Here is a 25440-nt window from a genome sequence, read left to right as displayed (position 1 = left end):
GACCGGAGGCGCGTCATCCTAGGGCCGAAGGCCCGAGCTGACCAGGTACGTCGGGGATCTCGCCGGGACCGGGCGGAGCCACCTGTACGGCGATGTCGGTGCCGTGGTGTGCAATGGATCTCGTGCCCGCACTGCGAGAACCCCTGAAGAAGGTGCTCGGTCCCGCCACCGCGAAGGTGATGGCCGAGAACCTCGGCCTGCACACCGTCGGCGACCTCCTGCACCACTACCCCCGCCGGTACGAGGAGCGCGGCCAGCTCACCCACCTCGCCGACCTCCCCATGGACGAGCACGTCACCGTGCTCGCCCAGGTCGCCGACGCCCGGCTGCACACCTTCGCCTCCTCGCGCGCACCGCGCGGCAAGGGCCAGCGGCTGGAGGTCACGATCACCGACGGCAGCGGCCGCCTCCAACTGGTCTTCTTCGGCAACGGCGTGCACAAGCCGCACAAGGAACTGCTGCCCGGCACCCGCGCGATGTTCTCCGGCAAGGTCTCCGTCTTCAACCGCCGCCTCCAGCTCGCGCACCCGGCCTACGAACTGCTGGACAAGGACGCCGAGGACGGCGACGAGGCCGTGGAGAGCTGGGCCGGCTCCCTCATCCCGATCTACCCGGCCACCGCCAAGCTGGAGTCCTGGAAGATCGGCAAGGCGGTGCAGACCGTGCTGCCCAGCGTCCAGGAGGCCGTCGACCCGCTGCCGGAGTCGCTGCGCGAGGGGCGCGGCCTGGTCGAGCTGCCCGAGGCCCTGGTCAAGATCCACCGCCCCGCCACCAAGGCCGACATCGCCGACGCCCGCGCCCGCCTCAAGTGGGACGAGGCGTTCGTCCTCCAAGTCGCGCTCGCCCGCCGCCGCTACGCCGACACCCAGCTCCCCGCCGTCCCCCGCCGCCCCCTGGCCGACGGCCTCCTCACCGCCTTCGACGCCCGCCTCCCCTTCACCCTCACCGAAGGCCAGCAACGCGTCTCCGCCGAAATCTTCACCGACCTCGCCACAGCCCACCCGATGCACCGGCTTCTTCAGGGAGAGGTCGGGTCGGGCAAGACGATGGTGGCGCTCCGCGCCATGCTCGCCGTCGTCGACGCAGGCGGGCAGGCGGCGATGCTCGCGCCCACCGAGGTGCTCGCTCAGCAGCATCACCGGTCGATCACCGAGATGATGGGGGAGCTGGCCGAGGGGGGCATGCTGGGCGGGGCCGAGCACGGGACCAAGGTGGTGCTGCTGACCGGGTCGATGGGGGCGGCCGCGCGCAGGCAGGCGCTGCTGGACATCGTCACCGGGGAGGCGGGGATCGTCATCGGCACCCACGCGCTCATCGAGGACAAGGTCCAGTTCCACGACCTCGGCCTGGTCGTCGTGGACGAACAGCACCGCTTCGGCGTCGAGCAGCGTGACGCCCTGCGCGGCAAGGGCAAGCAGCCCCCGCACCTGCTCGTCATGACGGCCACCCCGATCCCGCGCACGGTCGCGATGACGGTCTTCGGTGACCTGGAGACCTCGGTCCTGGACCAGCTCCCGGCCGGCCGCTCCCCGATCGCCACCCATGTCGTCCCGGCCGCCGACAAGCCCCACTTCCTCGCCCGCGCCTGGGAACGCGTCCGCGAGGAGGTCGAGAACGGCCACCAGGCGTACGTCGTCTGCCCCCGCATCGGCGACGAGGACGAGAGCGCCGCAGAGAAGAAGGCCACCGAAGGCGACAAACGGCCCCCGCTCGCCGTCCTCGACATCGCCGACCAGCTCACCCGGGGCCCGCTCCAGGGGCTCAAGGTCGAGGTGCTGCACGGCAGGATGCACCCCGACGACAAGGACGCCGTGATGCGCCGCTTCGCCGCCGGGGAGACGGACGTCCTGGTCGCCACCACGGTCATCGAGGTCGGCGTCAACGTCCCCAACGCCACCGCGATGGTCATCATGGACGCCGACCGCTTCGGCGTCTCCCAGCTCCACCAGCTCCGCGGCCGCGTCGGCCGAGGCTCCGCGCCCGGCCTCTGCCTGCTGGTCACCGAGATGCCCGAGGCCAGCCCCGCGCGCCAGCGCCTGGGCGCCGTCGCCTCCACCCTCGACGGCTTCGAACTCTCCCGCATCGACCTCGAACAGCGCCGCGAGGGCGACGTCCTCGGCCAGGCCCAGTCCGGCGCCCGCACCAGCCTCCGCGTCCTGGAGGTCATCGAGGACGAGGAGATCATCGCGCAGGCAAGAGAAGAGGCGACAGCGCTGGTGGAGGCGGACCCGGAGCTGCAGCACCTCCCCGGCCTACGCACAGCCCTGGAAGCCCTCCTGGACGAGGAAAGAGAGCAGTACTTGGAAAAGGGCTGAGCTGTATTTCTTTTCGGGGCGCGGGGCTGTGTCCATATGCGGCTCCGCCGCGTGGGCGCGACCGGCCACAACGGCCCCGCACCCGCCGACGCATCACAAGACCCCCCCACCACCTGCGAAAATAGAGAAACCCCAAAGAAGAAGGACCCTCACATGACCCGCGTGATCGCCGGCACCGCAGGCGGACGGCGCCTCTCCGTGCCGCCCGGCACAGGAACCCGCCCCACCTCCGACCGCGCACGCGAAGCCCTCTTCTCCACCTGGCAGTCCCTCCTCGGCGCCCCCCTGAACGGCGAGAGAGTCCTCGACCTCTACGCCGGCTCCGGCGCGGTCGGCCTGGAGGCACTGAGCCGCGGCGCCGCCCACGCCCTCCTCGTGGAGGCCGACGCCCGGGCCGCGAGAACCGTCCGCGACAACGTCCGCGATCTGGGCCTCCCCGGCGCCGAAGTGCGGGCGGGCAAAGCGGAACAAGTCATCCGTACCGCACCCCCCGCAGCCCCCTACGACCTGGTCTTCCTCGACCCCCCGTACGCCGTCTCCGACGACGATCTCCGCGAGATCCTCCTCACACTCCGCTCCGGGGGCTGGCTGACCGGCGAAGCCCTCGTCACCGTGGAGCGCAGCACCAGAGGGGGCGAATTCCACTGGCCGGAGGGGTTCGAAGCGATCCGGTCCCGTCGTTACGGCGAGGGAACGTTTTGGTACGGTCGCGCCGCCTCACCGTGCGAAGACGCACGATGACCGGACCCGAGAGCGAGGGATCTCCCGTGCGCCGCGCCGTCTGTCCCGGATCGTTCGACCCGATCACCAACGGACATCTCGACATCATCGCCCGCGCCTCCCGCCTGTACGACGAGGTGTTCGTCGCGGTGATGATCAACACCTCCAAGAAGGGCCTGTTCGACGTCGACGAGCGGATCGGCCTGATCCGCGAGGTCACCGCCGAGTACGCCAACGTCCGCGTCGAGGCCCACCACGGCCTCCTCGTCGACTTCTGCAAGGACCGCGACATCCCCGCCATCGTCAAGGGCCTGCGCGCGGTGAGCGACTTCGACTACGAGCTCCAGATGGCCCAGATGAACAACGGCCTCACCGGTGTCGAGACGCTGTTCGTGCCCACCAACCCCACCTACAGCTTCCTCTCCTCCTCCCTGGTCAAGGAGGTCGCGGCCTGGGGCGGCGACGTCTCCCACCTGGTGCCCCCGCCGGTGCTCGCGGCACTCGGCGACCGGCTCCGGAAGGACTGACGCCCCCAAGGGGCGGCGGGGGAAGGTGACGACACGTCACCCGGTGTCGGACGGCCGCCCCATGGCCGTACAGTCGTCCCGTCCGTCTCCAACACAGCAGCAGAGAGTGGCGAGCCAGGTGGACGTCCAGAACAAGCTCGACGAGATCGTCGCCGCGGTCTCCGGTGCCCGGTCCATGCCCATGTCGGCCTCCTGCGTGGTCAACCGCGCGGAACTGCTCGCGCTGCTCGAAGAGGTCCGCCAGGCACTGCCCGGCTCCCTCGAACAGGCCCAGGAGCTGATCGGGGGCCGCGAGCAGATGGTCGAGCAGGCCCGCCAGGAGGCCGAGCGGATCATCGAGACCGCGCACGCCGAGCGCGGCAGCCTGATCGCCGGCACCGAGGTCGCCCGCCAGTCCCAGGCCGAGGCCGACCGCATCCTGGCCGAGGCCCGCGCCGAGGCCGAGCAGGTCCGCGCGGACGCCGACGACTACGTCGACTCCAAGCTCGCCAACTTCGAGGTCGTCCTCACCAAGACCCTCGGCTCGGTCGGCCGCGGCCGCGAGAAGCTGCTCGGCACCGGCCCGGGCCTCGACGAGCACGGCTACGAGGACGAGGACGCCCCCGAGCGCAGCCAGGACCCGGAGACCCTGCGCCACGACGCGGACGCCTACGTCGACGTCAAGCTCGGCGCCTTCGAGGCGGTGCTGGCCAAGACCCTGGAGGCCGTCCACCGCGGCCGGCAGAAGCTGCACGGCCGGATCGCCACCGACGACCTGGGCGCCCTCGCGGACGACACCACGACCTTCCAGCACTCCAGCGACGCCGACTACCTGGCCGACCTCGCCGCCCTGGCCGACACCCCGCCGGCCCCGGCCCAGCGCGCCCCGGCGGCCCCGGAACCGGCGTACGAGCAGCAGGACGCGTACGGCTACCAGCAGCCCGACGCCTACCCGGCGGCCTACCCCCCGCAGCCCGGCTACGCCCCGCAGGAGGCGTACGGCTACCAGCAGGACCCGTACGCCGCCCCCAACGGTTACGCCCCGCAGGCGGAGGGCTCCTTCCACGGCTACGACCCCCAGCAGGCGCCGTACGACCCGCAGCAGCAGGGTCAGCACGGTCAGCAGGGGCAGGCTCAGCAGGACTACGCCCTGGACGAGACCAGCCTCTTCGACACCGGCATGATCAGCGCGGAGCAGCTCCGCGCGTACGAACAGGGCCGCGGGCTGTAGGCGCGTGGGGCCCGATTGGGCCCTGAGCGAAAGGTCCAGTATCCTGGCTGTTCGGTCGCGTGTATCCCCGCGATCAGCGCTGCCCGGAACACCGTCGGGCCGCGTCCCTCCTAGCCCGGACCGAAAGCAGGAATGGCTTCCAACGCACGTCTCGACCATCGCAACCCTCTCGTGATCGACACGCACGAGCTGGGTCGGCGGCCTGGTGCGATGCAGCGCCTGACCCGCGAGGTCGACGCCCCCCGGGACCTCGGTATCGAGGGCGTCGTAGGAGTGCCGGAAGGCGCCCCGCTGGAGCTGGACCTCCGTCTGGAGTCGGTCATGGAAGGGGTGCTTGTCACAGGCACCGCCCGTGCATCGGCCAAGGGGGAGTGCGTAAGGTGTCTGGAGCCGGTCGGGCTGGAGCTCGAAGCGGACTTCCAGGAAATGTTCTCGTACCCTGACGCCGACGACCGTGGCCGCGTGATCGCGGAACCGGGCGACGACGCCGAGGACGACGAGGACAGGCAGTACATCGAGGACGGCTTGATCGACCTCGAGCCTCTGCTGCGGGATGCGGTGGTGCTCGCACTGCCGATGCAGCCGGTGTGCCAGGACGACTGTCAGGGCCTGTGTTCCGAATGCGGAGCGCGGCTCACGGACGCCCCGGACCACCACCACGACGCCGTCGAAATTCGTTGGGCGGCATTGCAGGGACTCGCCGACACCATGTCGGACGGCGAGAAGGACGAGATGAGCGGCGACGTGCCTCGATCCGCACGTGCCGACGAGAAGCAGGAGAAGTAGCCGTGGCTGTTCCGAAGCGGAAGATGTCGCGCAGCAACACGCGCCACCGCCGGTCGCAGTGGAAGGCTGCGGTCCCCACCCTGGTTGCGTGCGAGCGCTGCCACGAGCCCAAGCAGCAGCACATCGCGTGCCCGTCTTGCGGCACCTACAACAAGCGCCAGGTCCTCGAGGTCTGAGCGGCCGGTGAGAGGCACTGTGTCCACTGCCAAGAAGGTGGAAGACGCCGAAGCCAATGCTTCCCGCCGACGCGGGAACGGCAAGGCGGAGAACATGGCCTCGTCCCACACGCTTCTGGAAGGGCGGCTCGGCTACCACGTCGAGTCCGCCCTTCTGGTGCGCGCGCTGACCCACCGTTCCTACGCGTACGAGAACGGCGGTCTGCCGACGAACGAGCGGCTGGAGTTCCTCGGGGACTCCGTGCTCGGCCTCGTCGTCACGGACACGCTGTACCGCATCCACCCCGACCTGCCCGAAGGCCAACTGGCCAAGTTGCGGGCCGCGGTGGTCAACTCGCGTGCGCTGGCGGAGGTCGGCCGTGGCCTCGACCTGGGTTCCTTCATCCGGCTCGGCCGTGGTGAAGAGGGCACGGGCGGCCGGGACAAGGCGTCCATCCTCGCCGACACCCTGGAAGCGGTGATCGGCGCGGTCTATCTCGATCAGGGCCTCGACGCGGCGTCCGAGCTGGTCCACCGGCTCTTCGACCCGCTGATCGAGAAGTCCTCGAACCTCGGAGCCGGCCTGGACTGGAAGACCAGTCTCCAGGAGCTCACCGCGATCGAGGGGCTCGGCGTTCCCGAGTACCTGGTCACGGAGACCGGCCCCGACCACGAGAAGACCTTCACTGCTGCTGCCCGCGTCGGGGGCGTCTCGTACGGCACCGGCACCGGCCGCAGCAAGAAGGAGGCGGAGCAGCAGGCCGCCGAGTCCGCCTGGCGGGCCATCAAGGCCGCCGCGGACGAGCGCGCCGAGGCGGCGAAGGCCGTCGAGGCCGAGGCCGCCCCGGACGACGCACCGTCGTCCGCCACCGCCTGACCGAGCACATCCCGAGCGCCCGCCCCCGTCCGTCGGGGGCGGGCGCTCGGCTCTTTCCAACGGTTCTCCTCAAGGGGGTTGTCGATGCCCGAGTTGCCCGAGGTCGAGGTCGTCCGGCGGGGGCTTGAGCGGTGGGTCGGCGGGCGTACCGTCGCTGAGGCCGAGGTGCTGCATCCGCGTGCGGTGCGGCGGCACCTGGCGGGGGCCGACGACTTCGCGCACCGGCTGAAGGGGCACCGGTTCGGTACGCCCAGCCGGCGCGGCAAGTACCTGTGGCTGCCGCTCGCCGACACCGGGCAGTCCGTCCTCGCCCACCTCGGGATGAGCGGCCAATTGCTGGTGCAGCCGCACACGGCGCCGGACGAGAAGCACCTGCGGGTACGGGTCCGGTTCGCCGACGAGCTGGACACCGAGCTGCGCTTCGTGGACCAGCGCACCTTCGGCGGACTCTCGCTGCACGACAACACCGCCGAGGGCCTGCCCGACGTGATCGCGCACATCGCCCGCGACCCGCTGGACCCGGTCTTCGACGACGAGGTGTTCCACCAGGCGCTGCGGCGCAAGCGCACCACGATCAAGCGGGCCCTGCTGGACCAGTCCCTGATCAGCGGCGTCGGCAACATCTACGCGGACGAGGCGCTGTGGCGCTCCCGCCTGCACTACGAGCGCCCCACCGCCACCTTCACCCGCCCGGTCACCGCCGAACTCCTCGGCCACGTACGGGACGTGATGAACGCGGCCCTGGAAGTCGGCGGCACCAGCTTCGACAGCCTGTACGTCAACGTCAACGGCGAGTCCGGCTACTTCGACCGCTCCCTGGACGCCTACGGCCGCGAGGGCCTGCCCTGCCGCCGCTGCGGTACGCCGATGCTGCGGCGCCCGTGGATGAACCGGTCCAGCTACTTCTGCCCGAAGTGTCAGCGGGCGCCGCGCGTCTCGTCGTAACGGGCGCGGGCGGCGAGGACCTCGTCCATGGCGCCCTCCACGCAGTGGATGAGGGCGAGCAGCCGCTCGGCGACCCGGCGGCCGAGGTCGGTGAGTTCGTAGTCCACGCGGGGCGGGTTGACCGGCTGTGCCTCCCGGTGCACCAGCCCGTCTCGCTCCAGCGCCTGGAGCGTCTGGGACAGCATCTTCTCGCTGACCCCGTCCACCCGCCGCCGCAGCTCGTTGAACCGGAGCGACCCCTCGTACAGCGCACTCAGCGCCAGGCCGCCCCACCGCCCGGTGACATGCTCCAGCGTCCCCCGCGACGGACAGGCCCTGGCGAACACGTCGAAGTCGCACTCCTCGCCCGACCGCTCCTGAATGCTCCCGCTCATGCCGCCAGGGTAGGCGAGGGATGCGCTGACCGCCAGGTTGCGCTAACCGAGGGTTAGCGCCCGGCGTTTCAGTAGCCGAAGAAGTGAGAGGTCGGGGTCCTGGCCTGCGGTTCCTGGGCCGAGCAATGCAGTGACCTGTGGCTTGGCTGTCGACGGCTGTCGGCGTTGGTCGTTAACGAGCACCCGTTGACGGCCCGGCGGCGGCCCGAGGATGCCTTCTGGCGGGCTTGCTTATCAAGTCCGCCAGAAGGTGATCCGGTCAGAAGAAGAAGTGCAGGACCGAGTGCAGGACCCACTTCGTCAGACTTGTTGCCGCGTAGAACAAGTAGGTAAGGGACGACACCAACTTTGCGGCCTGGTGAAAGTTGCTTGCCTGCCAGAATCGCCGTGGTGTACTGTCCTCCGTACCGGCATTGACATTGCAATGCAATGTCTTACCGGTACGAGGGAGTCGCTTGCGAGTCAAGGGTCCTCCTCGGGTTTGAGCCATGAGGCGTCAGCGCGCGGTGGAAGGTGTCGCAGACGTCTCTCTGGCATGCGTTCATTCTGTAACTGGGAACCTTAGCATGGCCGGTTGGTCAACTGGGTGCCAGTGGCGTGGACTTGAACCCAGTAAGGCGTGCCAGTCCTGATGACCGTAACAGCGGGCGGACAAGGCCCCAATCGAGTACGTCTGTGAGCGCTCACTTCCAGCAACGAGGTGCTCGGCGCGAAGCTCGGCCAAACTCGCTGCCGCTCGGCGAGCCTCGTAGGGGTCTCGCATGCGGCTTGTTGGAAAGAGTGGCCTGAACTGCGCCGACACTGACAGGCTTCCAGGTCGGTGGAGCGGCTTTGGGCTGGAGCTGCTTTGGGGGGAGTGATCATGGCCCCGTAAGCTTCCGGCGCGTCGGGCAGTCTGTGGACCTGCCCGTTAAAGCACGACGTTGGGGCCATGATCTTCGAGGCTCGCGCCAAAGTGGCTGGCTAAAGTCGTGGAGCCGACCGCCCCGTCCACGACGTGTTCTGACCTCATGCCGTCGGCCTACCCTCACCAGGGCGCGCGTCGGCGCAGCGCGGGCGGAGCGGGCCGGAGGCAGGAGTGGCGCCCGCAGCGGAGCCGGGAAGCGCGCCCGGCGGAGCGGAGCGCAGCCGGGGCTTGATGAGGTAGAGAAACCCGTAACTCGGGGGCCTGGCAGGTCAGGCGCCGGGCGGCTTACTGGAGGTCGTACTCTGCGGCGAGCACGCGACCGGGCCCCATGTAGTCCCGCGCGTATTCGGTGATCTGGCCGTTCTGGTCCCAATAGTGACTGGCCATGCTCAGCACGGGGGTGCCGGGAGCCAGCTCCAGCAGCGGTGCCACGTCCTCCGGAAGCTCCTCGATCGACACCGAGTCGCGTCGCTTGACCGCGCGTCGGCCTGTCCGGTCCTCGATCAGGCCGAACGTCATCTTCGGCAGCGGGCCGGTGACGATCAGTTCAGGTGCGGCCTCGGCAAGTTCTCCAGGGAGCCACGACGTGGACAGGGCGATCACGCCGTCCTCATCGAGGTATCGGCGTCGGCGCTGAACCACCGACGCGCCTTCCTCGACCTCCAGGGCGTCAGCCACCTCGGAGTCAGCGGGGACGATCCCAGCGCTGATGATCTCCACCCGTTCGCCGGGCCGGAAGCCACTGCCCGTGGTCCGCTGCAACTGAAGTCGGTCGGGTCCGGTCGTGAGCTTGCTGGGCATACGCGCCACCGTTCCAATCCCTGGGATGGTCTCTGCGTATCCCTCTGCCCGCAGAACGGACGCGACTCGCGTAGCCGTGGCCACGGAGACGCCATCGTCGCGCACGATCTCGCGGACGGACGGGATGCGGTCACCGGGCTGCAACTCGCCGCGCTCGATCCGGCCCTTGATCTGCGCCGCGATGCGCCGGTACGGCGGCAGGGCGGGCGAGTCCCCACTCATGCGAACAGCTCCCTTCTAGAGCACTTTAGAACACCTCCTTGACGCGGAGGGTGCTCTAAAACACTATAGAGCTGTGCCCCCGCGCTCCAACAGGTGGGATTCGGCACGTACTACGCCATGTGCCCAGGGACGGCGCTCAACCGCCAAGAAGAACCGCCGCCCCTGGCTCCCTCGAAGGGAAGCCCCATCATGCCTGCTTCTGTGGTGATCGCGCCTGCCGCCTCGTCGGTCGGCTCGGCTGAGGCGCCGGTTCGTCTGGTACGTGGGGGCCGGGGTTGCCCGGTCTGTGGTGAGCGCCGGTGCCCCGTCCCGGCCGAGTGCGCGAGTGAGTACGCCAACCGCACTTGGGGCGCCTGCGCCGAGTGCGCCGGGTCTGGCTACGACACGACCGGCTTCGACATCTGGTGCCCCGTCTGCGTCGGCACGGGAACGATGGAGGTCTGATCGTGGAACTCTTCTCCTGCCTGGACCTGATGGAGCGCCCCTCCGCCTGTCCCGGCTGCGGCGAGTGCGCCCCCCAGTGGACGTGGGTCCCCATCGACGGCCTGCGCATCCTCACCCACGACGGTGACCTGATCTGCCCGGCCGACAAGACGTTCGGCGCGCTGACCGGCCCCGAACCGGGCTCGGCGGAGGTGGCCGCGTGACGGTGTTCCCCGTCCCCCGGAGGCCGTGGCCGGTGCTGCGGCCTCCCTGGGCACCGATCCCCTCACCCTGGCGGATCTGCTGCGGGTGGCCAATGCCCCTGGTTTCGACCGCTGGCAGGAACAGGTCCGGCGCACGGGTGGGTGCGCGCATCCGATCCGGCTCATGGGCCAGACCACCACCCGTGACCGTGAGACTGGTGAAGTCCTCTACTCCTACAGCACGGCCGATGAGCCGGGTGGGGCGTTACGGGTCGCCTGCGGCAACCGCCGTGCCTCCCGCTGCCCGGCCTGCGCCTGGACGTACGCCGGGGACACCTACCACCTGATCCGCGCCGGGATCACCGGCGACCCGCTCAAGGGCGTCTCCCCGGTCGTCCGCGACCACCCGCGCGTGTTCGCCACCCTGACCGCCCCGTCGTTCGGCCCGGTCCACAACCGCCCGGACTCCGGCCGCTGCCGCTGCGGGAGCTCCCACGCCGAGGACGACCCCGCCTTGGGTACGGCGCTTGATCCGGGCCGCTACGACTACGCGGGCGCAGTCCTGTTCAACAACCACGCGGGCGACCTGTGGCGCCGGTTCACGATCTACCTGCGCCGTGAGATCGCCGCCCGTGCCGGACTTACCCAAGCCGCGCTCACCGAGGTGTGCCGGGTGTCGTTCGGGAAGGTGGCCGAGTTCCAGAAGCGCGGCGCGGTTCACTTCCACGCGGTCATCCGCCTCGACGGACCGGACGGCCCCGACACCGCCCCGCCGGCTTGGGCCAGCATCGCTCTCCTGGACGACGCGATCCGGGCCGCCGCCGCTCGTGTCTCCGTCCCCGTCCCGGCCGCCGGTGAGCACCGGGCCCGTGTGCTGCGGTGGGGGACTCAGGTGGACGTGCAGGCGATCGGCGCCCTGGACCGCGAGGAACTGACCGAACAGGCAGTGGCCTCCTACGTCGCCAAGTACGCGACCAAGGCAGCCGAGACGACTGGCACGGTGGATCACCGGATCGGAGAGCTCTCCGAGCTGGACCGGCTGCCGTTGCCCGAGCACACCCGGCGCCTGATCGAAGCCTGCTGGGACCTGGACGACGCCTACCCGGACCGGATGCTGGCGCGGTGGGCTCACATGCTCGGCTTCCGCGGGCACTTCTCCACCAAGTCTCGCAGCTTCTCAACCACCTTGGGCGCCCTGCGCCAGGTGCGGGCCGACTACCGCGCCCGGCAGGAACGCCGCGAGCGCGGGCTCTCCGAGGACCTCGACGACTCGGAGGGCTCCACGCTGGTGCTTGCCCACTGGACGTATGCCGGGCAGGGACACACCCCCGGTGAGTCCTGGCTCGCCGCATCGATCGCCAAGGAGATCCGGGTCAACCGGGAGACCGCGCGGGAAGCGCTGGCCGACCTGGACGACTGGGAGGTGTGCGCATGAGCCGCCTGCCCGCTCAGTACCTCACCCCGGAAGACCTCGTAATCCTCCTTCGCCTGCCCAGCGTCGAGACCGTCTACCAGTGGCGACGCAAGGGCACCGGGCCGCGTGGCTTCCGCGTCGGCCGACACCTCCGCTTCGACCCCGAAGACGTGCGCGCCTGGGTCGAGTCCCTGATGGAAGGGGCCGCCTGATGGCCGGACACATCCAAGACCGCTGGTACAAGACGGAGCCCGGCCCGACCGGCAAGCCCGTCCGCGTCAGGACCGACCGCCACGGCGTCGGCCTGCGCTACCGCGCCCGCTACATCGGCCCGGACGGCACCGAGAAGTCCAAGAGCTTCCCCGACAAGCAGAAGCGCAAGGCGGAACAGTGGCTCGCCAACATCGAGGCCGATATGTCGCGCGGCGACTACGTTGCCCCGGACGCTGGCAAGGTCACCTTCGAGCAGTACGCCACGGAGTGGATGACGACGCAGATCACGGACCCGCTGACCCGTGAGTCCGTCGAGAGTCGGCTCCGGCTGCACGCGATTCCGTACCTGGGCACGCGGCCGATGGGCTCGTTCACCCCGTCGCACCTCCGGGCTTGGCTGCGGACGTTGGAAGACCGGGGCCTGTCGGCCGGGTACCGGCGCGGGATCTTCGCTCATGTCTCGACGGTGTTCACCGCTGCTGTCGAGGACAGGGTCCTCCGGGTGAACCCGTGTGGTGCCCGCTCCGTGCAAGCACCCAGGCTGGAGCCGCGCAAGGTCAGGCCGTGGCCTGCCGAACAGGTCAAGAACGTCCGGGCCGCGCTGCCGGATCGATACCAGGCGATGGTCAACCTGGCTGCCGGGTGCGGTCTGCGACAGGGGGAGATTTTCGGTCTGGCTGTGGAAGACGTGGATTTTCTCGGCGGTGTGCTGCACGTCGTCCGGCAGGTCAAGCTACTTCGCCTGTGCCGACCCGTGTTCGCTCCGCCCAAGGGCGGCAAGGAGCGAGACGTTCCCCTGCCCGAGTCAGTGGCCTTCGCGCTGGCACGTCATCTCAAGAGCCACCCGGCCCAGCGGATCACGCTGCCTTGGAAGAACCTCGACGGGCCGCCCGTCACGGCGTCGCTGATCTTTACGGGTACCGCCGGGCTCGCGCTGGACCGGAACCGCTTCAACGATCGAGTCTGGCGGTCGGCGCTTCGGGCCTCGGGTGTGGAGCCGGGCCGGGACAACGGAATGCACGCGCTGCGGCACTTCTACGCCTCGGTGCTCCTGGACGCGGGCGAGAGCATCAAGGCTCTGAGCGAGTACCTGGGCCACCACGACCCCGGTTTCACGCTGCGGACGTACACGCACCTGATGCCGTCGAGTGGTAGCCGGACTCGGGCCGCCGTGGACCGGATGTTCGCTGACGCGGAACGGGAGGATGACGGCCCGGAGACGGCCCGGGACGGGGCTTAGGTGTCTGACCTGCGGCTTTCTCAGTAGCCGAAGTCCTGGGTCCACCACGGGCCGCCGGGGGCCAGGTGGACGCCTACGCCGAGGGTCTTGAAGTCGCAGTTCAGGATGTTGGCGCGGTGGCCGGGGCTCTTCATCCAGGCGTCCATGACGGCTGCCGCGTCGGTCTGGCCGCGGGCTATGTTCTCGCCGCCGAGGCCCTTTATGCCGGCCTTCGCGGCGCGGTCCCAGGGGGTGGCGCCGTTGGGGTCGGTGTGGTCGAAGAAGCCGCGGGCGGCCATGTCGCCGCTGAACGCCTCGGCCAGCCCGGTGAGCGCCGAGTCGGCCGTGACCGGGGTGCAACCGACCTTTGCCCGCTCGACGTTGACCAGCCGCAGCACCTCCGCCTCGGCGGCCGCCTGCGCGGACACGGTGACCGGCGCGGAGGTCTCGGGGGCCTTCGGCTCGGGGGCCGGGGCCTTGGGCCGGGACTCGGTCGGCTTCGGGTCGGGCTTGGGGTCGGCGGCCGGCTTGGAGGGGGCCGGCTCGGCGGGCGCCGGGGCCTGCGAGGTGGGGGCCGACGCGGGGGCGGACGGGGCCGGGGACACCGGGGTGGTGCCCTGCCGGCCGCCCGTGGCAGGGGAGCCGGGGGTGCTCGGGGTGTCCGCGCTGCCGGAGGCACCGCCCTGCTCGCTGGCCGCGTTGCCGGGGGCGCCCACCGCCTGGACGGACTCGCCGGGGCCGCTGCTGGTGCCGAGCCGGTAGTTCTGGAGACCGGGCACCGCGCCGGTGGCGACGGCCGCCGTGCCGAGGGCGACGGCGGCGGAGACACCCAGCAGGCCCGTGCGCACCGGGGTGGCGGCCTTCCTGGCGCGCCGGTGGCCGCGCTGCCTCGTGCCGACCGTCGCGGCGAAGTCGGCCTCCAGGGCCCGGCGCTCGTCGTCGGTGGCGTACAGGTAGTCCGTGCTGCGGGCTGCGGTCGCCGCGTACGCCTGCGGCCGCTGGTACGACGCGGTGCCCCCGGGTCCGTACGACCCCGCCTCCGAGATTCCGGTGCCGGATCGTCGATGGCGTCCCATGCCCTGCCCCATTCCTCGTTCTCGCGGTCGGCCGACGCCTGGTCACGGCGAATCCCCCCGGCCGAGCCAACTCACTCGATCGAGTGAGTTTCAGATGAGAGTCATTGGACCGGGACGGTACCGCATGCCACTGGGGCAGGGTGTGCCTCGCGGGACATCCGGCGGCTAGGTTGCAGCCATGAGTGAGGAAGTACGGCTGGTGGCCTGGGTGCGCGGACAGGTCCAGCAAGTGGGTTTCCGCTGGTTCACGCGTGCCAGGGCGCTGGAGATCGGCGGGCTGAGTGGTTTTGCTCTCAATCTGGCCGACGGACGGGTCCAAGTGGTCGCCGAGGGCCCACGCGACGGCTGCGAGCGGCTGCTCGACTGGCTCCAGGGCGCCGACACGCCCGGACGGGTCGACGGCGTCACCGAGATCTGGGACACACCCCGCGGGGGATACGACGGCTTCGCCATCCGCTGACCCGGCACCCGTGAGACCCCTTGGGACCCCCTCCGCAGGACCCCCGCGCGGGGGTCCTCGGAGCGGAAAGAGGCTGGTGGTTGCCAAGAACGGCGCCACGTGGCAGGCTCGCGAGGTACACGTGATCGTCACGCCCCGAGGGCCCCGTCACAGCAGCAGCGCCGCCGTCCACCGGCCGCGCGCCGCGGGTTCGCCCCCCAATACGGGGTGTGATCGTGTTGACCGTCAAACTTTTTGGTGAGACGCTGAAAGCCCCGCGCATCTTGGCTGTTTGGCATGGCGAACGGCAGTGCAACACCAGCGTGTGCCAGGCATGCCGGGTGCGAATCCCTCACGACCACCAACCGCTTCGGTCGGTCACTCAGTGTGGAGGACCATCCATCATGGCAAAGGCGCTTCTCGGTTACGTCGGCGGCTCCGACCCGCGACTCCTCGCCGAGATGCGACGGCTCCAGCAGCGCGTACAGGATCTGGAATCCGAGCTGACTCGGATTCAGTCGGAGAACGACGCGCTCACGGCTGCCGCTTCTCAGGACAGGATCATGGAGAGCATCGACGCACACCAGGCGGAGCCTGCGCTCACCTGATCACTGCATCGCTCCACGACAGCAGTCGCTTCAAGCAGACCCGGACGGCGAAGCCCGCACGTCCGAGTCCACAGGGACGCTTCGGCGTCCCTCAGTTCTTTCCCCCGCGCATCCTTTCAGCCCCTTCAACAAATGGTGTGCCCTTCGTGCACTTGGGCGAAACCGTGGGGTTGCGAGTGTTCATGGAGTGAGATACCCGCTGCCCGGTAAAGTCCGGATGCGTGCATCTCAAGGCCCTGACCCTCCGCGGCTTCAAGTCGTTCGCCTCCGCGACCACGCTCCGCTTCGAGCCGGGCATCACGTGCGTCGTCGGGCCGAACGGCTCGGGCAAGTCCAACGTCGTGGACGCGCTGAGCTGGGTCATGGGCGAGCAGGGCGCGAAGTCGCTGCGCGGCGGCAAGATGGAGGACGTCATCTTCGCCGGCACCACCGGCCGTCCGCCGCTGGGCCGCGCCGAGGTGTCGCTCACCATCGACAACTCCGACCGCGCGCTGCCCATCGAGTACGCCGAGGTCACCATCACGCGGACCATGTTCCGCAACGGCGGCAGCGAGTACCGGATCAACGGCGACACCTGCCGTCTGCTGGACATCCAGGAACTCCTCTCCGACTCCGGCATCGGCCGCGAGATGCACGTCATCGTCGGCCAGGGCCGGCTCGACTCCGTCCTGCACGCCGATCCCATGGGCCGCCGTGCCTTCATCGAGGAGGCAGCGGGCGTCCTCAAGCACCGCAAGCGCAAGGAGAAGGCGCTGCGGAAGCTGGACGCGATGAAGGCCAACCTCGCGCGGGTGCAGGACCTCACCGACGAACTCCGCCGCCAGCTCAAGCCGCTCGGCCGCCAGGCCGCCGTCGCCCGCCGCGCCGCCGTCATCCAGGCCGACCTGCGCGACGCCCGCCTCCGCCTCCTCGCCGACGACCTCGTACGGCTCCGCCAGGCACTCGGCGCCGAGATCGCCGACGAGGCCGCGCTGAAGGAACGCAAGGACACCGCCGAACGCGAACTCCGCCAGGCCCTCCAGCGCGAGGCCCACCTGGAGGACGAGGTACGCCGGCTCGCGCCCCGCCTCCAGCGCGCCCAGCAGACCTTCCACGAGCTGTCCCAACTGGCCGAGCGGGTACGCGGCACCGTCTCGCTCGCCGAGGCCCGCGTCCGCAGCGCCACCTCCGCGCCCCCCGAGGAACGGCGCGGCCGCGACCCCGAGGACCTGGAGCGCGAGGCCGCCCGCGTCCGGGAGCAGGAGGCCGAGCTGGAAGCCGCCCTGGAGGCGGCCCGGCACGCCCTCGACGACACCGTCGCCCACCGCGCCGAACTCGAACGCGCGCTCACCGCCGAGGAACGGCGCCTCAAAGACATCGCGCGGGCCATCGCCGACCGCCGCGAGGGCCTCGCCCGCCTCTCCGGCAAGGTCGGCGCCGCCCGCTCCCGCGCCGCCTCCGCCCAGGCGGAGATCGACCGCCTCACCACCGGCCGCGACGAGGCCCGCGAACGCGCGGCCCAGGCCCAGGAGGAGTACGAGACCCTCAAGACCGAGGTCGACGCCCTCGACGCCGACGACACGGCCCTGGCCGAACAGCACGAGGCGGCCAGGCTCCGGCTCACCGAGGCGGAGGCCGCGCTCGGTGCCGCCCGCGACGCCGTCACCGGCGCCGAACGCGAACGGGCCGCGCTGCGCGCCCGCCACGACGCCCTCGCGCTGGGCCTGCGCCGCAAGGACGGCACCGGCGCCCTGCTCGCCGCCCGCGACCGCCTCACCGGCATCCTCGGCCCCGCCGCCGGACTCCTCACCGTCGAACCGGGCCACGAGACCGCCCTCGCCGCGGCCCTCGCCACCTCCGCCGACGCCCTCGCCGTCACGACTCCCACCGCGGCCGCCGAAGCGATCCGTCACCTTCACAAGGAGGAGGCGGGACGAGCTTCGCTGCTGGTGGCGGGGGGCCGGGAGGAGGAGCACTCTCCTGCCCCCGCCCCCGGCGGGCACCCCTTCGCCGCCGACCTCGTGCGTGCGCCCGTCGAGCTGATGCCCGCCGTGCGGCGGCTGCTGCGGGGGATCGTCGTGGTGGGGACGTTGGAGGAGGCGGAGGCGGTCGTGTACGCGCGGCCGGAGTTGGTGGCGGTGACCGCCGAGGGGGACCTGCTCGGGGCGCACTTCGCGCAGGGCGGGTCGGCCGGGGCGCCCAGTCTGCTGGAGGTGCAGGCGGCCGTGGACGAGGCGGCCGCCGAGCTGGCGGAGCTGGCCGTGCGGTGCGAGGAGCTGGGGCGGGCGCAGGAGGAGGCGGCCGGGGTGCGGGCCGAGGCCGCGGCGCTGGTGGAGGAAGTGGGGGAGCGGCGGCGGGGCGCCGACCGGGAGAAGTCGAACGTCGCCCAGCGGCTCGGGCGGCTCGCCGGGCAGGCGCGTGGCGCCGCGGGTGAGGCCGAGCGGTCCGAGGCGGCCGCAGAGCGGGCGCAGGAGGCGCTGGAGCGGGCCGTCGCCGAGGCGGAGGAGCTGGCCGAGCGGCTGGCCGTCGCCGAGGAGATGCCGGCCGAGGAGGAGCCCGACACCTCCGTACGCGACCGGCTCTCCGCCGACGGGGCCAACGCGCGGCAGACCGAGATGGAGGCGCGCCTCCAGGTCCGTACGCACGAGGAGCGGGTCAAGGGGCTCGCCGGGCGGGCCGACTCGCTGGACCGGGCGGCGCGCGCTGAGCGCGAGGCACGCGCGCGTGCGGAGCGGCGGCGGGCCCGGCTGCGCCACGAGGCGGCGGTCGCCGGGGCGGTCGCCGACGGCGCCCGGCAACTGCTGGCCCACATCGAGGTCTCCCTCGCCCGCTCCCGGCGCGAGCGCGACGCCGCCGAGGCCGCGAAGGCCGCCCGCGAGCGGGAGTTGGCCGACGCACGCGGCACGGGACGTGAACTCAAGGCGGAACTCGACAAGTTGACGGACTCGGTGCACCGGGGCGAGGTGCTCGGCGCGGAGAAGCGGCTGCGGATCGAGCAGTTGGAGGCCAGGGCGCTGGACGAACTCGGGGTCGAGCCGGAGGGGCTCGTCGCGGAGTACGGCCCTCTTCAGCCCGTGCCGCCCTCCCTCCCGGCGGAGGGCGAGGAGCTGCCGGAGGACCCCGAGCACCCCCGTAACCAGCCCCGTCCCTTCCACCGCGCGGAGCAGGAGAAGCGGCTGAAGGCGGCCGAGCGCGCCCACCAGCAGCTCGGCAAGGTGAATCCGCTGGCGCTGGAGGAGTTTGCGGCGCTGGAAGAGCGGCACAAGTTCCTCAGTGAGCAACTGGAGGACCTGAAGAAGACGCGGACGGATCTGCTGAGGGTGGTGAAGGAGGTCGATGAGCGGGTCGAGCAGGTCTTCGCCGAGGCGTTCCGGGACACCGCCCGCGAGTTCGAAGGCGTCTTCTCCCGGCTCTTCCCCGGCGGTGAGGGGAGGCTGGTGCTGACCGACCCGGACGACATGCTGGCCACCGGTGTGGACGTGGAGGCGAGGCCGCCGGGCAAGAAGGTGAAGCGGCTGAGCCTGCTGTCCGGCGGGGAGCGGTCGCTGACGGCCGTCGCCATGCTGGTGGCGATCTTCAAGGCCCGCCCGAGCCCGTTCTACGTCATGGACGAGGTCGAGGCGGCCCTGGACGACACCAATCTCCAGCGGCTGATCGGGATCATGCGGGAGCTCCAGGAGAGTTCCCAGCTCGTGGTGATCACGCACCAGAAGCGCACCATGGAGGTGGCCGACGCGTTGTACGGCGTCTCGATGCAGGGTGACGGTGTGTCGAAGGTCATCTCGCAGCGGCTGCGCTAGCCGATCCTCCAAGATCAAATACGCGTGCGTTTACTTCTTGAACAACTTCGGCGCGCGCGTATCTCTTAAGTCACAGCCATCCAAGTATTGACTTCGAAACTTGAAGGCATAGTCTCTGCAACGTTGCTTTTACCTTCAGGTGTAAGTGGCGCCAAGTTGTGCGCCACTGGAACCTGGAAGGGCTCGCCCCCACCCGGCAGCGTTGCCGTGGCCCGAGGAGTTACACGTGACCAGCACAGCGCAGGCACCCCAGCCAGGAGCCGGGACGGCTCACCCCGAACATCTCGGGCACGTCATCTTCATCGCGGCCGCCGCCGCGATGGGCGGCTTCCTGTTCGGCTACGACAGCTCCGTGATCAACGGCGCCGTCGAGGCCATCCGGGACCGGTACGACGTGGGCTCCGCCGTCCTCGCCCAGGTCATCGCCATCGCGCTGATCGGCTGCGCCATCGGTGCCGCCACCGCCGGCCGCATAGCCGACCGGATCGGCCGTATCCGCTGCATGCAGATCGCCGCCGTCCTCTTCACCATCAGCGCCGTCGGTTCCGCGCTGCCCTTCGCGCTGTGGGACCTCGCCTTCTGGCGCATCATCGGCGGGTTCGCCATCGGCATGGCCTCGGTCATCGGCCCGGCCTACATCGCCGAGGTGTCCCCGCCCGCGTACCGCGGCCGGCTCGGCTCCTTCCAGCAGGCCGCGATCGTCATCGGCATCGCCGTCTCCCAGCTCGTCAACTGGGGCCTGCTGAACGCCGCCGGCGGCGACCAGCGCGGCAAGCTCATGGGCCTTGAGGTCTGGCAGGTCATGCTGGGCGTCATGGTGATCCCGGCCGTCCTCTACGGCCTGCTCTCCTTCGCGATCCCCGAGTCCCCGCGCTTCCTGCTCTCCGTCGGCAAGCGTGAGCGCGCCCGCGAGATCCTGGCCGAGGTCGAGGGCAAGGGCGTCAACCTCGACGCGCGGGTCAACGAGATCGAGCACGCCATGAAGTCCGAGCACAAGTCGTCCTTCAAGGACCTGCTCGGCGGCAGCTTCTTCTTCAAGCCGATCGTCTGGGTCGGTATCGGCCTCTCGGTCTTCCAGCAGTTCGTCGGCATCAACGTCGCGTTCTACTACTCCTCCACGCTGTGGCAGTCGGTCGGTGTCGACCCGACGGACTCCTTCCTGTACTCCTTCACGACGTCGATCATCAACATCATCGGCACCGTGATCGCCATGATCTTCGTGGACCGGATCGGCCGTAAGCCGCTGGCCCTCATCGGCTCGGTCGGCATGGTCGTCGGTCTCGCGCTGGAAGCCTGGGCGTTCTCGTACCACCTCGTCGACGGCAAGCTGCCCGCCACGCAGGGCTGGGTCGCGCTGATCGCCGCGCACGTCTTCGTCCTCTTCTTCGCGCTCTCCTGGGGCGTCGTGGTCTGGGTCTTCCTCGGCGAGATGTTCCCGAACCGGATTCGCGCCGCCGCGCTCGGTGTCGCCGCGTCCGCGCAGTGGATCGCCAACTGGGCCATCACCGCGAGCTTCCCGTCGCTGGCCGACTGGAACCTCTCCGGTACGTACGTGATCTACACGGTGTTCGCCGCGCTCTCCATCCCGTTCGTCCTGAAGTTCGTCAAGGAGACGAAGGGCAAGACGCTGGAAGAGATGGGCTGACCGCCCCCCTGGACCCGAGGAGAAGGGCCGAGTCCCCGCTGCCCCTCTCCTCGCACCTCCACCGCCCCCACCCCGGCCACTGCCGGGGGTGGGGGCGGTGTTGTTTTCGGGGTGCCCGCGGGCGGCCGACGTGGTGGGGCCGTGCTCGATCGAGCCGCGCGCGAGCCGGCCGGTCGGGCTGTGTCGACGGGCCCCGTCACGAGCCCGGTATGCGGGGCCGGCCAGGCTGCCGCGTACCCCCAGTCCGCGAGGGGACGGCGGGGTCGTACTCCGCCCGGACGGCCACGCAGCAGGGCGCCGGCCCCGCCTGAGGCGGGAGCAGTGACGGGGGCGCGCGCCCGGTGCCGGCCGACGGCGGCCCGCGCCATGGCTGGACCTGCGTGCATGCGTCCACCCCTTGATGGCAGGAGCGGCCGAGGCGCTGTCGCGGGTTCACGTACCCGGCGTGCAGCCCAGGCTGGCGGGCGTGAACGCCGGGGGCTCGCAGTCGGCGGAGCCGCGTACCCGGTGCCCGGTCCGCCCGTCGCCCGGTACGCCGAAGGCCCCCTCCGTGGAGGGGGCCTTCGGGGGTGCGGTCAGACCATCGCCGGGATCTGCTCCTCGGCCGGGGCCGCGGCGGGGGCCGACGCGGGAACCTGCGGCTTCGGGAGGGCCAGGTACAGCGCGGCCGAGATGACGATCGCCGCGATCCAGCCCAGGCCGTACTCGCCGATGGGATTGTTCCTGGCGAGGGGGCCGGTGAACCAGTCCGACGTGGTGAAGAGGAGGCCGGAGACCAGGCCGGTCGCCCAGGAGGCCACCGCGGCCGGGGAGAAACCGCCGCGGTACCAGTAGGCGCTGGTGCGGGTGGTGTCGGCCAGGGCGCGGGCGTCGTACTCCTTGCGGCGGAGCATGTCCGCGCCGAAGACGCCGGTCCAGGCGGAGAACGCGACCGCGAGCATGGACAGGAAGGCGATGAAGGAGCCCATGAAGCTGGACGCCACCAGCATCAGCACACCGCCCAGCGCCAGCGAGATCACCGCGTTGACGGAGACCGCCCAGTGGCGCGGAATCCGGAAGCCGAGGGTCTGCGCGGTGAAACCGGCCGAGTACATCGACATCGAGTTGATCAGCAGCATGCCGACCACCGCGATCAGCAGGTACGGCACGGCGATCCACAGCGGCAGAATAGTGCCGAGGAAGGACACCGGGTCCGCGGCCGAGGCCAGATCCGGCGTACCCACCGCCATCACCGCGCCCATCAGCACCAGCGGCAGCACGACGATGCCCGCCCCGCCGACCGTCTGCCCGACGATCGCCCGTGAGGAGGCCGTACGCGGCAGATAGCGGGTGAAGTCCGGCGCGGACGGAATCCAGCTCACGCCGCCCGCGGCGATCATGCCGACCGCGGTGATCAGCGAAGCCGTCGACCCCGCGCCCCCGTGCAGCACGCGCGCCCAGTCGGTGTGCACGGCCAGGTACGCCAGCACCAGCACCGAGAAGACACCGAAGAGATAGGTCGCGTACTTGCTGCACTTCTGCACCGCGTTGATCCCCAGCCCGGAGATCACGAACGTGGCGATCACGAAGAGCAGCAGCGTGACCATGTCCAGCACGCCGTTGGCCTTGATGCCGAGCGCGAGGTCCAGGATCGTGAGCAGCGCGTACGCGCCGGTCACCGCGTTGATCGTCTCCCAGCCCCAGCGCGCTACCCAGATCAGCGAACCGGGCAGCAGGTTGCCGCGCTGGCCGAAGACCGCCCGCGACAGCGCCATCCCCGGCGCGGCACCCCGCTTGCCGGCGATCCCTATCAGCCCGACCAGGCCGTAGGAGACGACGGGAGCGACGGCCGCGACCACGAGGGCCTGCCAGAAGTTCAGGTGGTACGCCACGACCAGGCTCGCGCCCATCGTGAGCAGCAGGACGCTGATGTTGGCCCCCACCCAGGTGGGGAAGAGCCCGCGGGTGCGCGCGGTGCGTTCGTGATCGGGGACCGGTTCGATGCCACGGGTTTCCAGCGCGCCCTCGCGCGCGGCCGTCTTGCTCATGAAGGGGGATGTCCTAGCGGTGGGGGGACGAGGACGACGGACTCGACGCGCGAAGCGGAGCCAAGAGTCATCGTAGTTTAATCCGACTCCACGGCTCCTGTGGCTTTTGTCTCTTGGAGGAAATGCCAAGAGCGCGGAAGCCCTTTCATCGGATACCCCATGGCCGATACTGGTCGGGTTATGGAAACCATCATCCTTGCTGTAGTCATCGCCGTGGTCGTGCTCGGCGCGCTCGGCGGGCTCCTCATCACGAGCAGGCTCAAGAAGCCGCTGCCCCCGCCCCCGCCTTCCGGTCCTTCCGAGACCGACCTCACCGCGCCCCCCGTCGAACCGCAGGTCGGTGACGAGGCCGAGACCCCGCGCGACGAACAACGCCGGACCATCGAGGAGGTGGACCTGCCGGGCGGCGGCGCCCCCACCACCGTCGAGGAGCCCCCCGCCGCCGAGAAGGCTCCCGAGATCGAGATCCCGGAGCCCAGCGCCGGACGTCTGATCCGGCTGCGCGCCCGCCTCTCCCGCTCCCAGAACGCCCTCGGCAAGGGCCTGCTCACGCTGCTGTCGCGCGAGCACCTGGACGACGAGACCTGGGAGGAGATCGAGGACACCCTCCTCACCGCCGACGTCGGCGTCCAGCCCACCCAGGAACTGGTCGAGCGGCTGCGCGAGCGCGTCAAGGTGCTCGGCACCCGCACCCCCGGGGAACTGCGCGGCCTGCTCCGCGAGGAGCTGCTGAAGCTGGTCGGCACCGACATGGACCGCGAGGTCAAGACCGAGCCGGAGAGCCGCAAGCCGGGCATCGTGATGGTCGTCGGCGTCAACGGCACCGGCAAGACCACCACCACCGGCAAGCTCGCCCGCGTCCTGGTCGCCGACGGCCGCACCGTCGTCCTCGGCGCCGCCGACACCTTCCGCGCCGCCGCCGCCGACCAGCTCCAGACCTGGGGCGAGCGCGTCGGCGCCTACACCGTGCGCGGCCCGGAGGCCGGCGACCCCGCCTCCGTCGCCTTCGACGCGGTGAAGGAGGGCAAGGAGATGGGCGTCGACGTGGTGCTCATCGACACCGCCGGCCGCCTGCACACCAAGACCGGTCTCATGGACGAGCTGGGCAAGGTCAAGCGCGTCGTGGAGAAGCACGCCCCGCTGGACGAAGTGCTGCTCGTCCTCGACGCCACCACCGGCCAGAACGGCCTGGTGCAGGCCCGTGTCTTCTCCGAGGTCGTGGACATCACCGGCATCGTGCTCACCAAGCTCGACGGCACCGCCAAGGGCGGCATCGTCATCGCCGTGCAGAACGAGCTGGGCGTCCCCGTCAAGCTCATCGGCCTCGGCGAGGGCCCCGACGACCTGGCGCCGTTCGACCCGGAGGCGTTCGTCGACGCGCTCCTCGGTGACTGACCTCAGGCACCCGGCCCGCGACCACGCCGAAGCGCCCGCCCCCACCAGAACCGGGGGACGGGCGCTTCGCCGTACGGGGAGGTGGCCGCGCTACGCCGGGGCGGCGGAGCGGTGTGCCACATAGGCCAGCGTGCCCAGCAGCAGCCGGGCCGCCGGAGGCCGGGCCACCCCGTCCAGCACCGGCGGCCGCAGCCAGCGCACCGGGCCGAGGCCGCCCCGGTCACAGGGCGGGGCGGTGATGTACGTACCCGGACCGAGGCCGCGCAGGTCCAGCGCCTCGGGGTCGTCCCAGCCCATGCGGTACAGCAGGTGGGGCAGCTCGGCGGCGGTGCCGGGGGCGACCAGGAAGTGCGCGCGGCCCTCCGGGGTCGCGGTGACCGGACCGAGGGGCAGCCCCATCCGCTCCAGCCGCACCAGCGCCCGGCGCCCCGCGGCCTCCGTTACCTCGAGCACGTCGAACGCGCGGCCCACCGGCAGCATCACCGAGGCGCCCGGCACCTCGGCCCACGCCCGGCTCGCCTCGTCCAGCGTGGCCCCGGCAGGTACCTGGGGCGCGAACTCCAGCGGATGCGCGCCCGGCTCCGCGCAGTCGGCGCGCCCGCAGGAGCAGGCGCCGCCCGAGGCACGAGCCCCCGGCACCACGTCCCAGCCCCACAGGCCGGTGAACTCGGCGGCCGTGGTGCATTCCGGCGTGCGGCCGCGCCGACGCGTGCCGGAGCGGATCTCCCGGATGCCGCCGATCGTGAAGCCCATGCCCCCTCCAACGGGTTCAGCGCGCCGGTGGTTACGAAACGGAGCGAGAGGGATGCGGAACGTGATTCCTCGACTCCCGCTTTCCCTCACCTCTACCGGGACAAGGCGGCGCATCGCGGCACGAACGGTGGTGAACGGGGCTCCACGCGCCCCCACGCGCTTCCCTCCGCCCACTGTCGGTCGTCCGGTGTCAAGTGAAGCGCGCGGTGGTCATCGTGAGTTCATTCGAAGGGGTGGCGAATGGTGGCGTTTCAAGGATCGCCGTGGCTGGAAGGGTGATCGTGGGATTACTGTGAGTGTGCGAGTCCCGGGGGCACATGCACTCATGGGTATGCCGGAGGCAAGCCGTCAGCTCGTTCGAAGGGTGAGAACCACCGGACGGGCGGCCCGGTCCACCGGCATTCTGA

Annotated in this window: 22 protein-coding genes; 17 read left to right on the top strand and 5 right to left on the bottom strand. The window is 70.7% G+C overall.

The window, feature by feature from the left end; translation table 11 throughout:
• The first annotated feature begins 113 nt into the window (after window positions 1–113).
• The 8 genes from recG (at window position 114) to mutM (ending at window position 7535) form a co-directional block, all read left to right on the top strand.
• Window positions 114–2315 carry an ATP-dependent DNA helicase RecG gene (gene recG / locus ACZ3HQ_RS00505; protein ID WP_467506760.1) on the top strand — a complete coding sequence of 734 codons (2202 nt, stop codon included), beginning with the start codon at window positions 114–116 and terminating at the stop codon, window positions 2313–2315.
• Window positions 2316–2351: 36 nt separating this feature from the next.
• Entirely contained in the window at window positions 2352–3056 is a 705-nt protein-coding gene (gene rsmD / locus ACZ3HQ_RS00500; RefSeq protein WP_467506758.1) for a 16S rRNA (guanine(966)-N(2))-methyltransferase RsmD, read from the top strand.
• A 26-nt stretch (window positions 3057–3082) separates the two neighbouring features.
• On the top strand, window positions 3083–3562 hold the full coding sequence (gene coaD / locus ACZ3HQ_RS00495) for a pantetheine-phosphate adenylyltransferase (RefSeq protein ID WP_350899732.1): 480 nt from the start codon (window positions 3083–3085) through the stop codon (window positions 3560–3562).
• Between the two features lie 118 nt (window positions 3563–3680).
• A complete protein-coding gene (locus ACZ3HQ_RS00490) occupies window positions 3681–4772 on the top strand; it encodes a cell division initiation protein (RefSeq protein WP_467507940.1) in 1092 nt (363 codons plus the stop codon).
• Between the two features lie 132 nt (window positions 4773–4904).
• The gene (locus ACZ3HQ_RS00485; protein ID WP_467506756.1) at window positions 4905–5558 is read left to right on the top strand and encodes a YceD family protein; all 654 of its coding nucleotides are present in this window, start codon (window positions 4905–4907) and stop codon (window positions 5556–5558) included.
• Between the two features lie 2 nt (window positions 5559–5560).
• On the top strand, window positions 5561–5734 hold the full coding sequence (gene rpmF / locus ACZ3HQ_RS00480; RefSeq protein WP_003951102.1) for a 50S ribosomal protein L32: 174 nt from the start codon (window positions 5561–5563) through the stop codon (window positions 5732–5734).
• Between the two features lie 7 nt (window positions 5735–5741).
• A complete protein-coding gene (gene rnc / locus ACZ3HQ_RS00475; RefSeq protein WP_364816187.1) occupies window positions 5742–6590 on the top strand; it encodes a ribonuclease III in 849 nt (282 codons plus the stop codon).
• Between the two features lie 84 nt (window positions 6591–6674).
• Window positions 6675–7535 (top strand): bifunctional DNA-formamidopyrimidine glycosylase/DNA-(apurinic or apyrimidinic site) lyase, encoded by an 861-nt coding sequence (mutM, locus tag ACZ3HQ_RS00470; RefSeq protein WP_135789981.1) that lies wholly within the window; start codon window positions 6675–6677, stop codon window positions 7533–7535.
• On the opposite strand, the gene ACZ3HQ_RS00465 is transcribed toward mutM, so the two are convergent.
• Window positions 7508–7909 (bottom strand): winged helix-turn-helix transcriptional regulator, encoded by a 402-nt coding sequence (locus ACZ3HQ_RS00465; RefSeq protein WP_467506755.1) that lies wholly within the window; start codon window positions 7907–7909, stop codon window positions 7508–7510. The genes mutM and ACZ3HQ_RS00465 overlap by 28 nt on opposite strands.
• Window positions 7910–9101: 1192 nt before the next feature.
• Window positions 9102–9839 (bottom strand): GntR family transcriptional regulator, encoded by a 738-nt coding sequence (locus ACZ3HQ_RS00460; protein WP_467506754.1) that lies wholly within the window; start codon window positions 9837–9839, stop codon window positions 9102–9104.
• 446 nt (window positions 9840–10285) lie between these two features.
• Here ACZ3HQ_RS00460 and ACZ3HQ_RS00455 point away from each other — a divergent pair, with 446 nt between their 5' ends.
• The 4 genes from ACZ3HQ_RS00455 to ACZ3HQ_RS00440 are packed head-to-tail and all read left to right on the top strand — an operon-like array spanning window position 10286 to window position 13332.
• Window positions 10286–10486 carry a hypothetical protein gene (locus ACZ3HQ_RS00455; protein ID WP_467506752.1) on the top strand — a complete coding sequence of 67 codons (201 nt, stop codon included), beginning with the start codon at window positions 10286–10288 and terminating at the stop codon, window positions 10484–10486.
• Window positions 10487–10511: 25 nt separating this feature from the next.
• Window positions 10512–11900 carry a replication initiator protein RepSA gene (gene repSA, locus ACZ3HQ_RS00450; protein ID WP_467506750.1) on the top strand — a complete coding sequence of 463 codons (1389 nt, stop codon included), beginning with the start codon at window positions 10512–10514 and terminating at the stop codon, window positions 11898–11900.
• Window positions 11897–12091, top strand: a complete 195-nt coding sequence (locus ACZ3HQ_RS00445; protein ID WP_161188420.1) for a helix-turn-helix transcriptional regulator — start codon at window positions 11897–11899, stop codon at window positions 12089–12091. The genes repSA and ACZ3HQ_RS00445 overlap by 4 nt, the downstream gene beginning before the upstream one ends.
• Window positions 12091–13332 carry a tyrosine-type recombinase/integrase gene (locus ACZ3HQ_RS00440; RefSeq protein WP_467506748.1) on the top strand — a complete coding sequence of 414 codons (1242 nt, stop codon included), beginning with the start codon at window positions 12091–12093 and terminating at the stop codon, window positions 13330–13332. The genes ACZ3HQ_RS00445 and ACZ3HQ_RS00440 overlap by 1 nt, the downstream gene beginning before the upstream one ends.
• 20 nt (window positions 13333–13352) lie before the next feature.
• Here ACZ3HQ_RS00440 and ACZ3HQ_RS00435 read toward each other — a convergent pair whose 3' ends face one another.
• On the bottom strand, window positions 13353–14387 hold the full coding sequence (locus ACZ3HQ_RS00435; RefSeq protein ID WP_467506746.1) for a CAP domain-containing protein: 1035 nt from the start codon (window positions 14385–14387) through the stop codon (window positions 13353–13355).
• Between the two features lie 178 nt (window positions 14388–14565).
• Between ACZ3HQ_RS00435 and ACZ3HQ_RS00430 the strand changes: the two genes are divergently transcribed.
• The 4 genes from ACZ3HQ_RS00430 to ACZ3HQ_RS00415 all read left to right on the top strand — a co-directional run bounded on the left by ACZ3HQ_RS00430 (window position 14566) and on the right by ACZ3HQ_RS00415 (window position 20858).
• Complete coding sequence (locus tag ACZ3HQ_RS00430; protein ID WP_467506744.1) at window positions 14566–14847, top strand: acylphosphatase; 282 nt, start codon at window positions 14566–14568, stop codon at window positions 14845–14847.
• A gap of 383 nt (window positions 14848–15230) precedes the next feature.
• The gene (locus tag ACZ3HQ_RS00425) at window positions 15231–15434 is read left to right on the top strand and encodes a hypothetical protein (RefSeq protein ID WP_030808525.1); all 204 of its coding nucleotides are present in this window, start codon (window positions 15231–15233) and stop codon (window positions 15432–15434) included.
• A 221-nt stretch (window positions 15435–15655) separates the two neighbouring features.
• Window positions 15656–19213, top strand: a complete 3558-nt coding sequence (gene smc, locus ACZ3HQ_RS00420; RefSeq protein WP_467506742.1) for a chromosome segregation protein SMC — start codon at window positions 15656–15658, stop codon at window positions 19211–19213.
• A gap of 226 nt (window positions 19214–19439) precedes the next feature.
• A complete protein-coding gene (locus tag ACZ3HQ_RS00415) occupies window positions 19440–20858 on the top strand; it encodes a sugar porter family MFS transporter (protein ID WP_467506741.1) in 1419 nt (472 codons plus the stop codon).
• Between the two features lie 575 nt (window positions 20859–21433).
• Here the strand turns inward: ACZ3HQ_RS00415 and ACZ3HQ_RS00410 are convergent.
• Window positions 21434–22885 (bottom strand): cytosine permease, encoded by a 1452-nt coding sequence (locus ACZ3HQ_RS00410; RefSeq protein WP_467506739.1) that lies wholly within the window; start codon window positions 22883–22885, stop codon window positions 21434–21436.
• Window positions 22886–23065: 180 nt separating this feature from the next.
• On the opposite strand from ACZ3HQ_RS00410, the gene ftsY reads away from it, so the two are divergent.
• Complete coding sequence (gene ftsY, locus ACZ3HQ_RS00405) at window positions 23066–24280, top strand: signal recognition particle-docking protein FtsY (RefSeq protein ID WP_467506737.1); 1215 nt, start codon at window positions 23066–23068, stop codon at window positions 24278–24280.
• Between the two features lie 90 nt (window positions 24281–24370).
• Here ftsY and ACZ3HQ_RS00400 read toward each other — a convergent pair whose 3' ends face one another.
• Entirely contained in the window at window positions 24371–25033 is a 663-nt protein-coding gene (locus ACZ3HQ_RS00400) for a bifunctional DNA primase/polymerase (protein ID WP_467506735.1), read from the bottom strand.
• Window positions 25034–25440: the final 407 nt, after the last annotated feature.

This window comes from Streptomyces sp. NPDC018263, from assembly GCF_055562575.1.
The sequence above is the reverse complement of the archived record's forward strand: the minus strand, read 5'-3'. Positions and strand labels throughout refer to the sequence as shown.

What these genes read in the sequence shown, in the direction of transcription:
- mutM (WP_135789981.1), top strand. Translation starts at nt 6,675, where the DNA reads ATGCCCGAGTTGCCCGAGGTCGAGGTCGTCCGGCGGGGGCTTGAGCGG.
- ACZ3HQ_RS00430 (WP_467506744.1), top strand. Translation starts at nt 14,566, where the DNA reads ATGAGTGAGGAAGTACGGCTGGTGGCCTGGGTGCGCGGACAGGTCCAG.
- rsmD (WP_467506758.1), top strand. Translation starts at nt 2,352, where the DNA reads ATGCGGCTCCGCCGCGTGGGCGCGACCGGCCACAACGGCCCCGCACCC.
- ACZ3HQ_RS00460 (WP_467506754.1), bottom strand. Translation starts at nt 9,839, where the DNA reads ATGAGTGGGGACTCGCCCGCCCTGCCGCCGTACCGGCGCATCGCGGCG.
- ftsY (WP_467506737.1), top strand. Translation starts at nt 23,066, where the DNA reads ATGGAAACCATCATCCTTGCTGTAGTCATCGCCGTGGTCGTGCTCGGC.
- ACZ3HQ_RS00485 (WP_467506756.1), top strand. Translation starts at nt 4,905, where the DNA reads ATGGCTTCCAACGCACGTCTCGACCATCGCAACCCTCTCGTGATCGAC.
- ACZ3HQ_RS00410 (WP_467506739.1), bottom strand. Translation starts at nt 22,885, where the DNA reads ATGAGCAAGACGGCCGCGCGCGAGGGCGCGCTGGAAACCCGTGGCATC.
- ACZ3HQ_RS00425 (WP_030808525.1), top strand. Translation starts at nt 15,231, where the DNA reads ATGGCAAAGGCGCTTCTCGGTTACGTCGGCGGCTCCGACCCGCGACTC.
- ACZ3HQ_RS00465 (WP_467506755.1), bottom strand. Translation starts at nt 7,909, where the DNA reads ATGAGCGGGAGCATTCAGGAGCGGTCGGGCGAGGAGTGCGACTTCGAC.
- ACZ3HQ_RS00440 (WP_467506748.1), top strand. Translation starts at nt 12,091, where the DNA reads ATGGCCGGACACATCCAAGACCGCTGGTACAAGACGGAGCCCGGCCCG.
- ACZ3HQ_RS00435 (WP_467506746.1), bottom strand. Translation starts at nt 14,387, where the DNA reads ATGGGACGCCATCGACGATCCGGCACCGGAATCTCGGAGGCGGGGTCG.
- ACZ3HQ_RS00445 (WP_161188420.1), top strand. Translation starts at nt 11,897, where the DNA reads ATGAGCCGCCTGCCCGCTCAGTACCTCACCCCGGAAGACCTCGTAATC.
- ACZ3HQ_RS00400 (WP_467506735.1), bottom strand. Translation starts at nt 25,033, where the DNA reads ATGGGCTTCACGATCGGCGGCATCCGGGAGATCCGCTCCGGCACGCGT.
- recG (WP_467506760.1), top strand. Translation starts at nt 114, where the DNA reads ATGGATCTCGTGCCCGCACTGCGAGAACCCCTGAAGAAGGTGCTCGGT.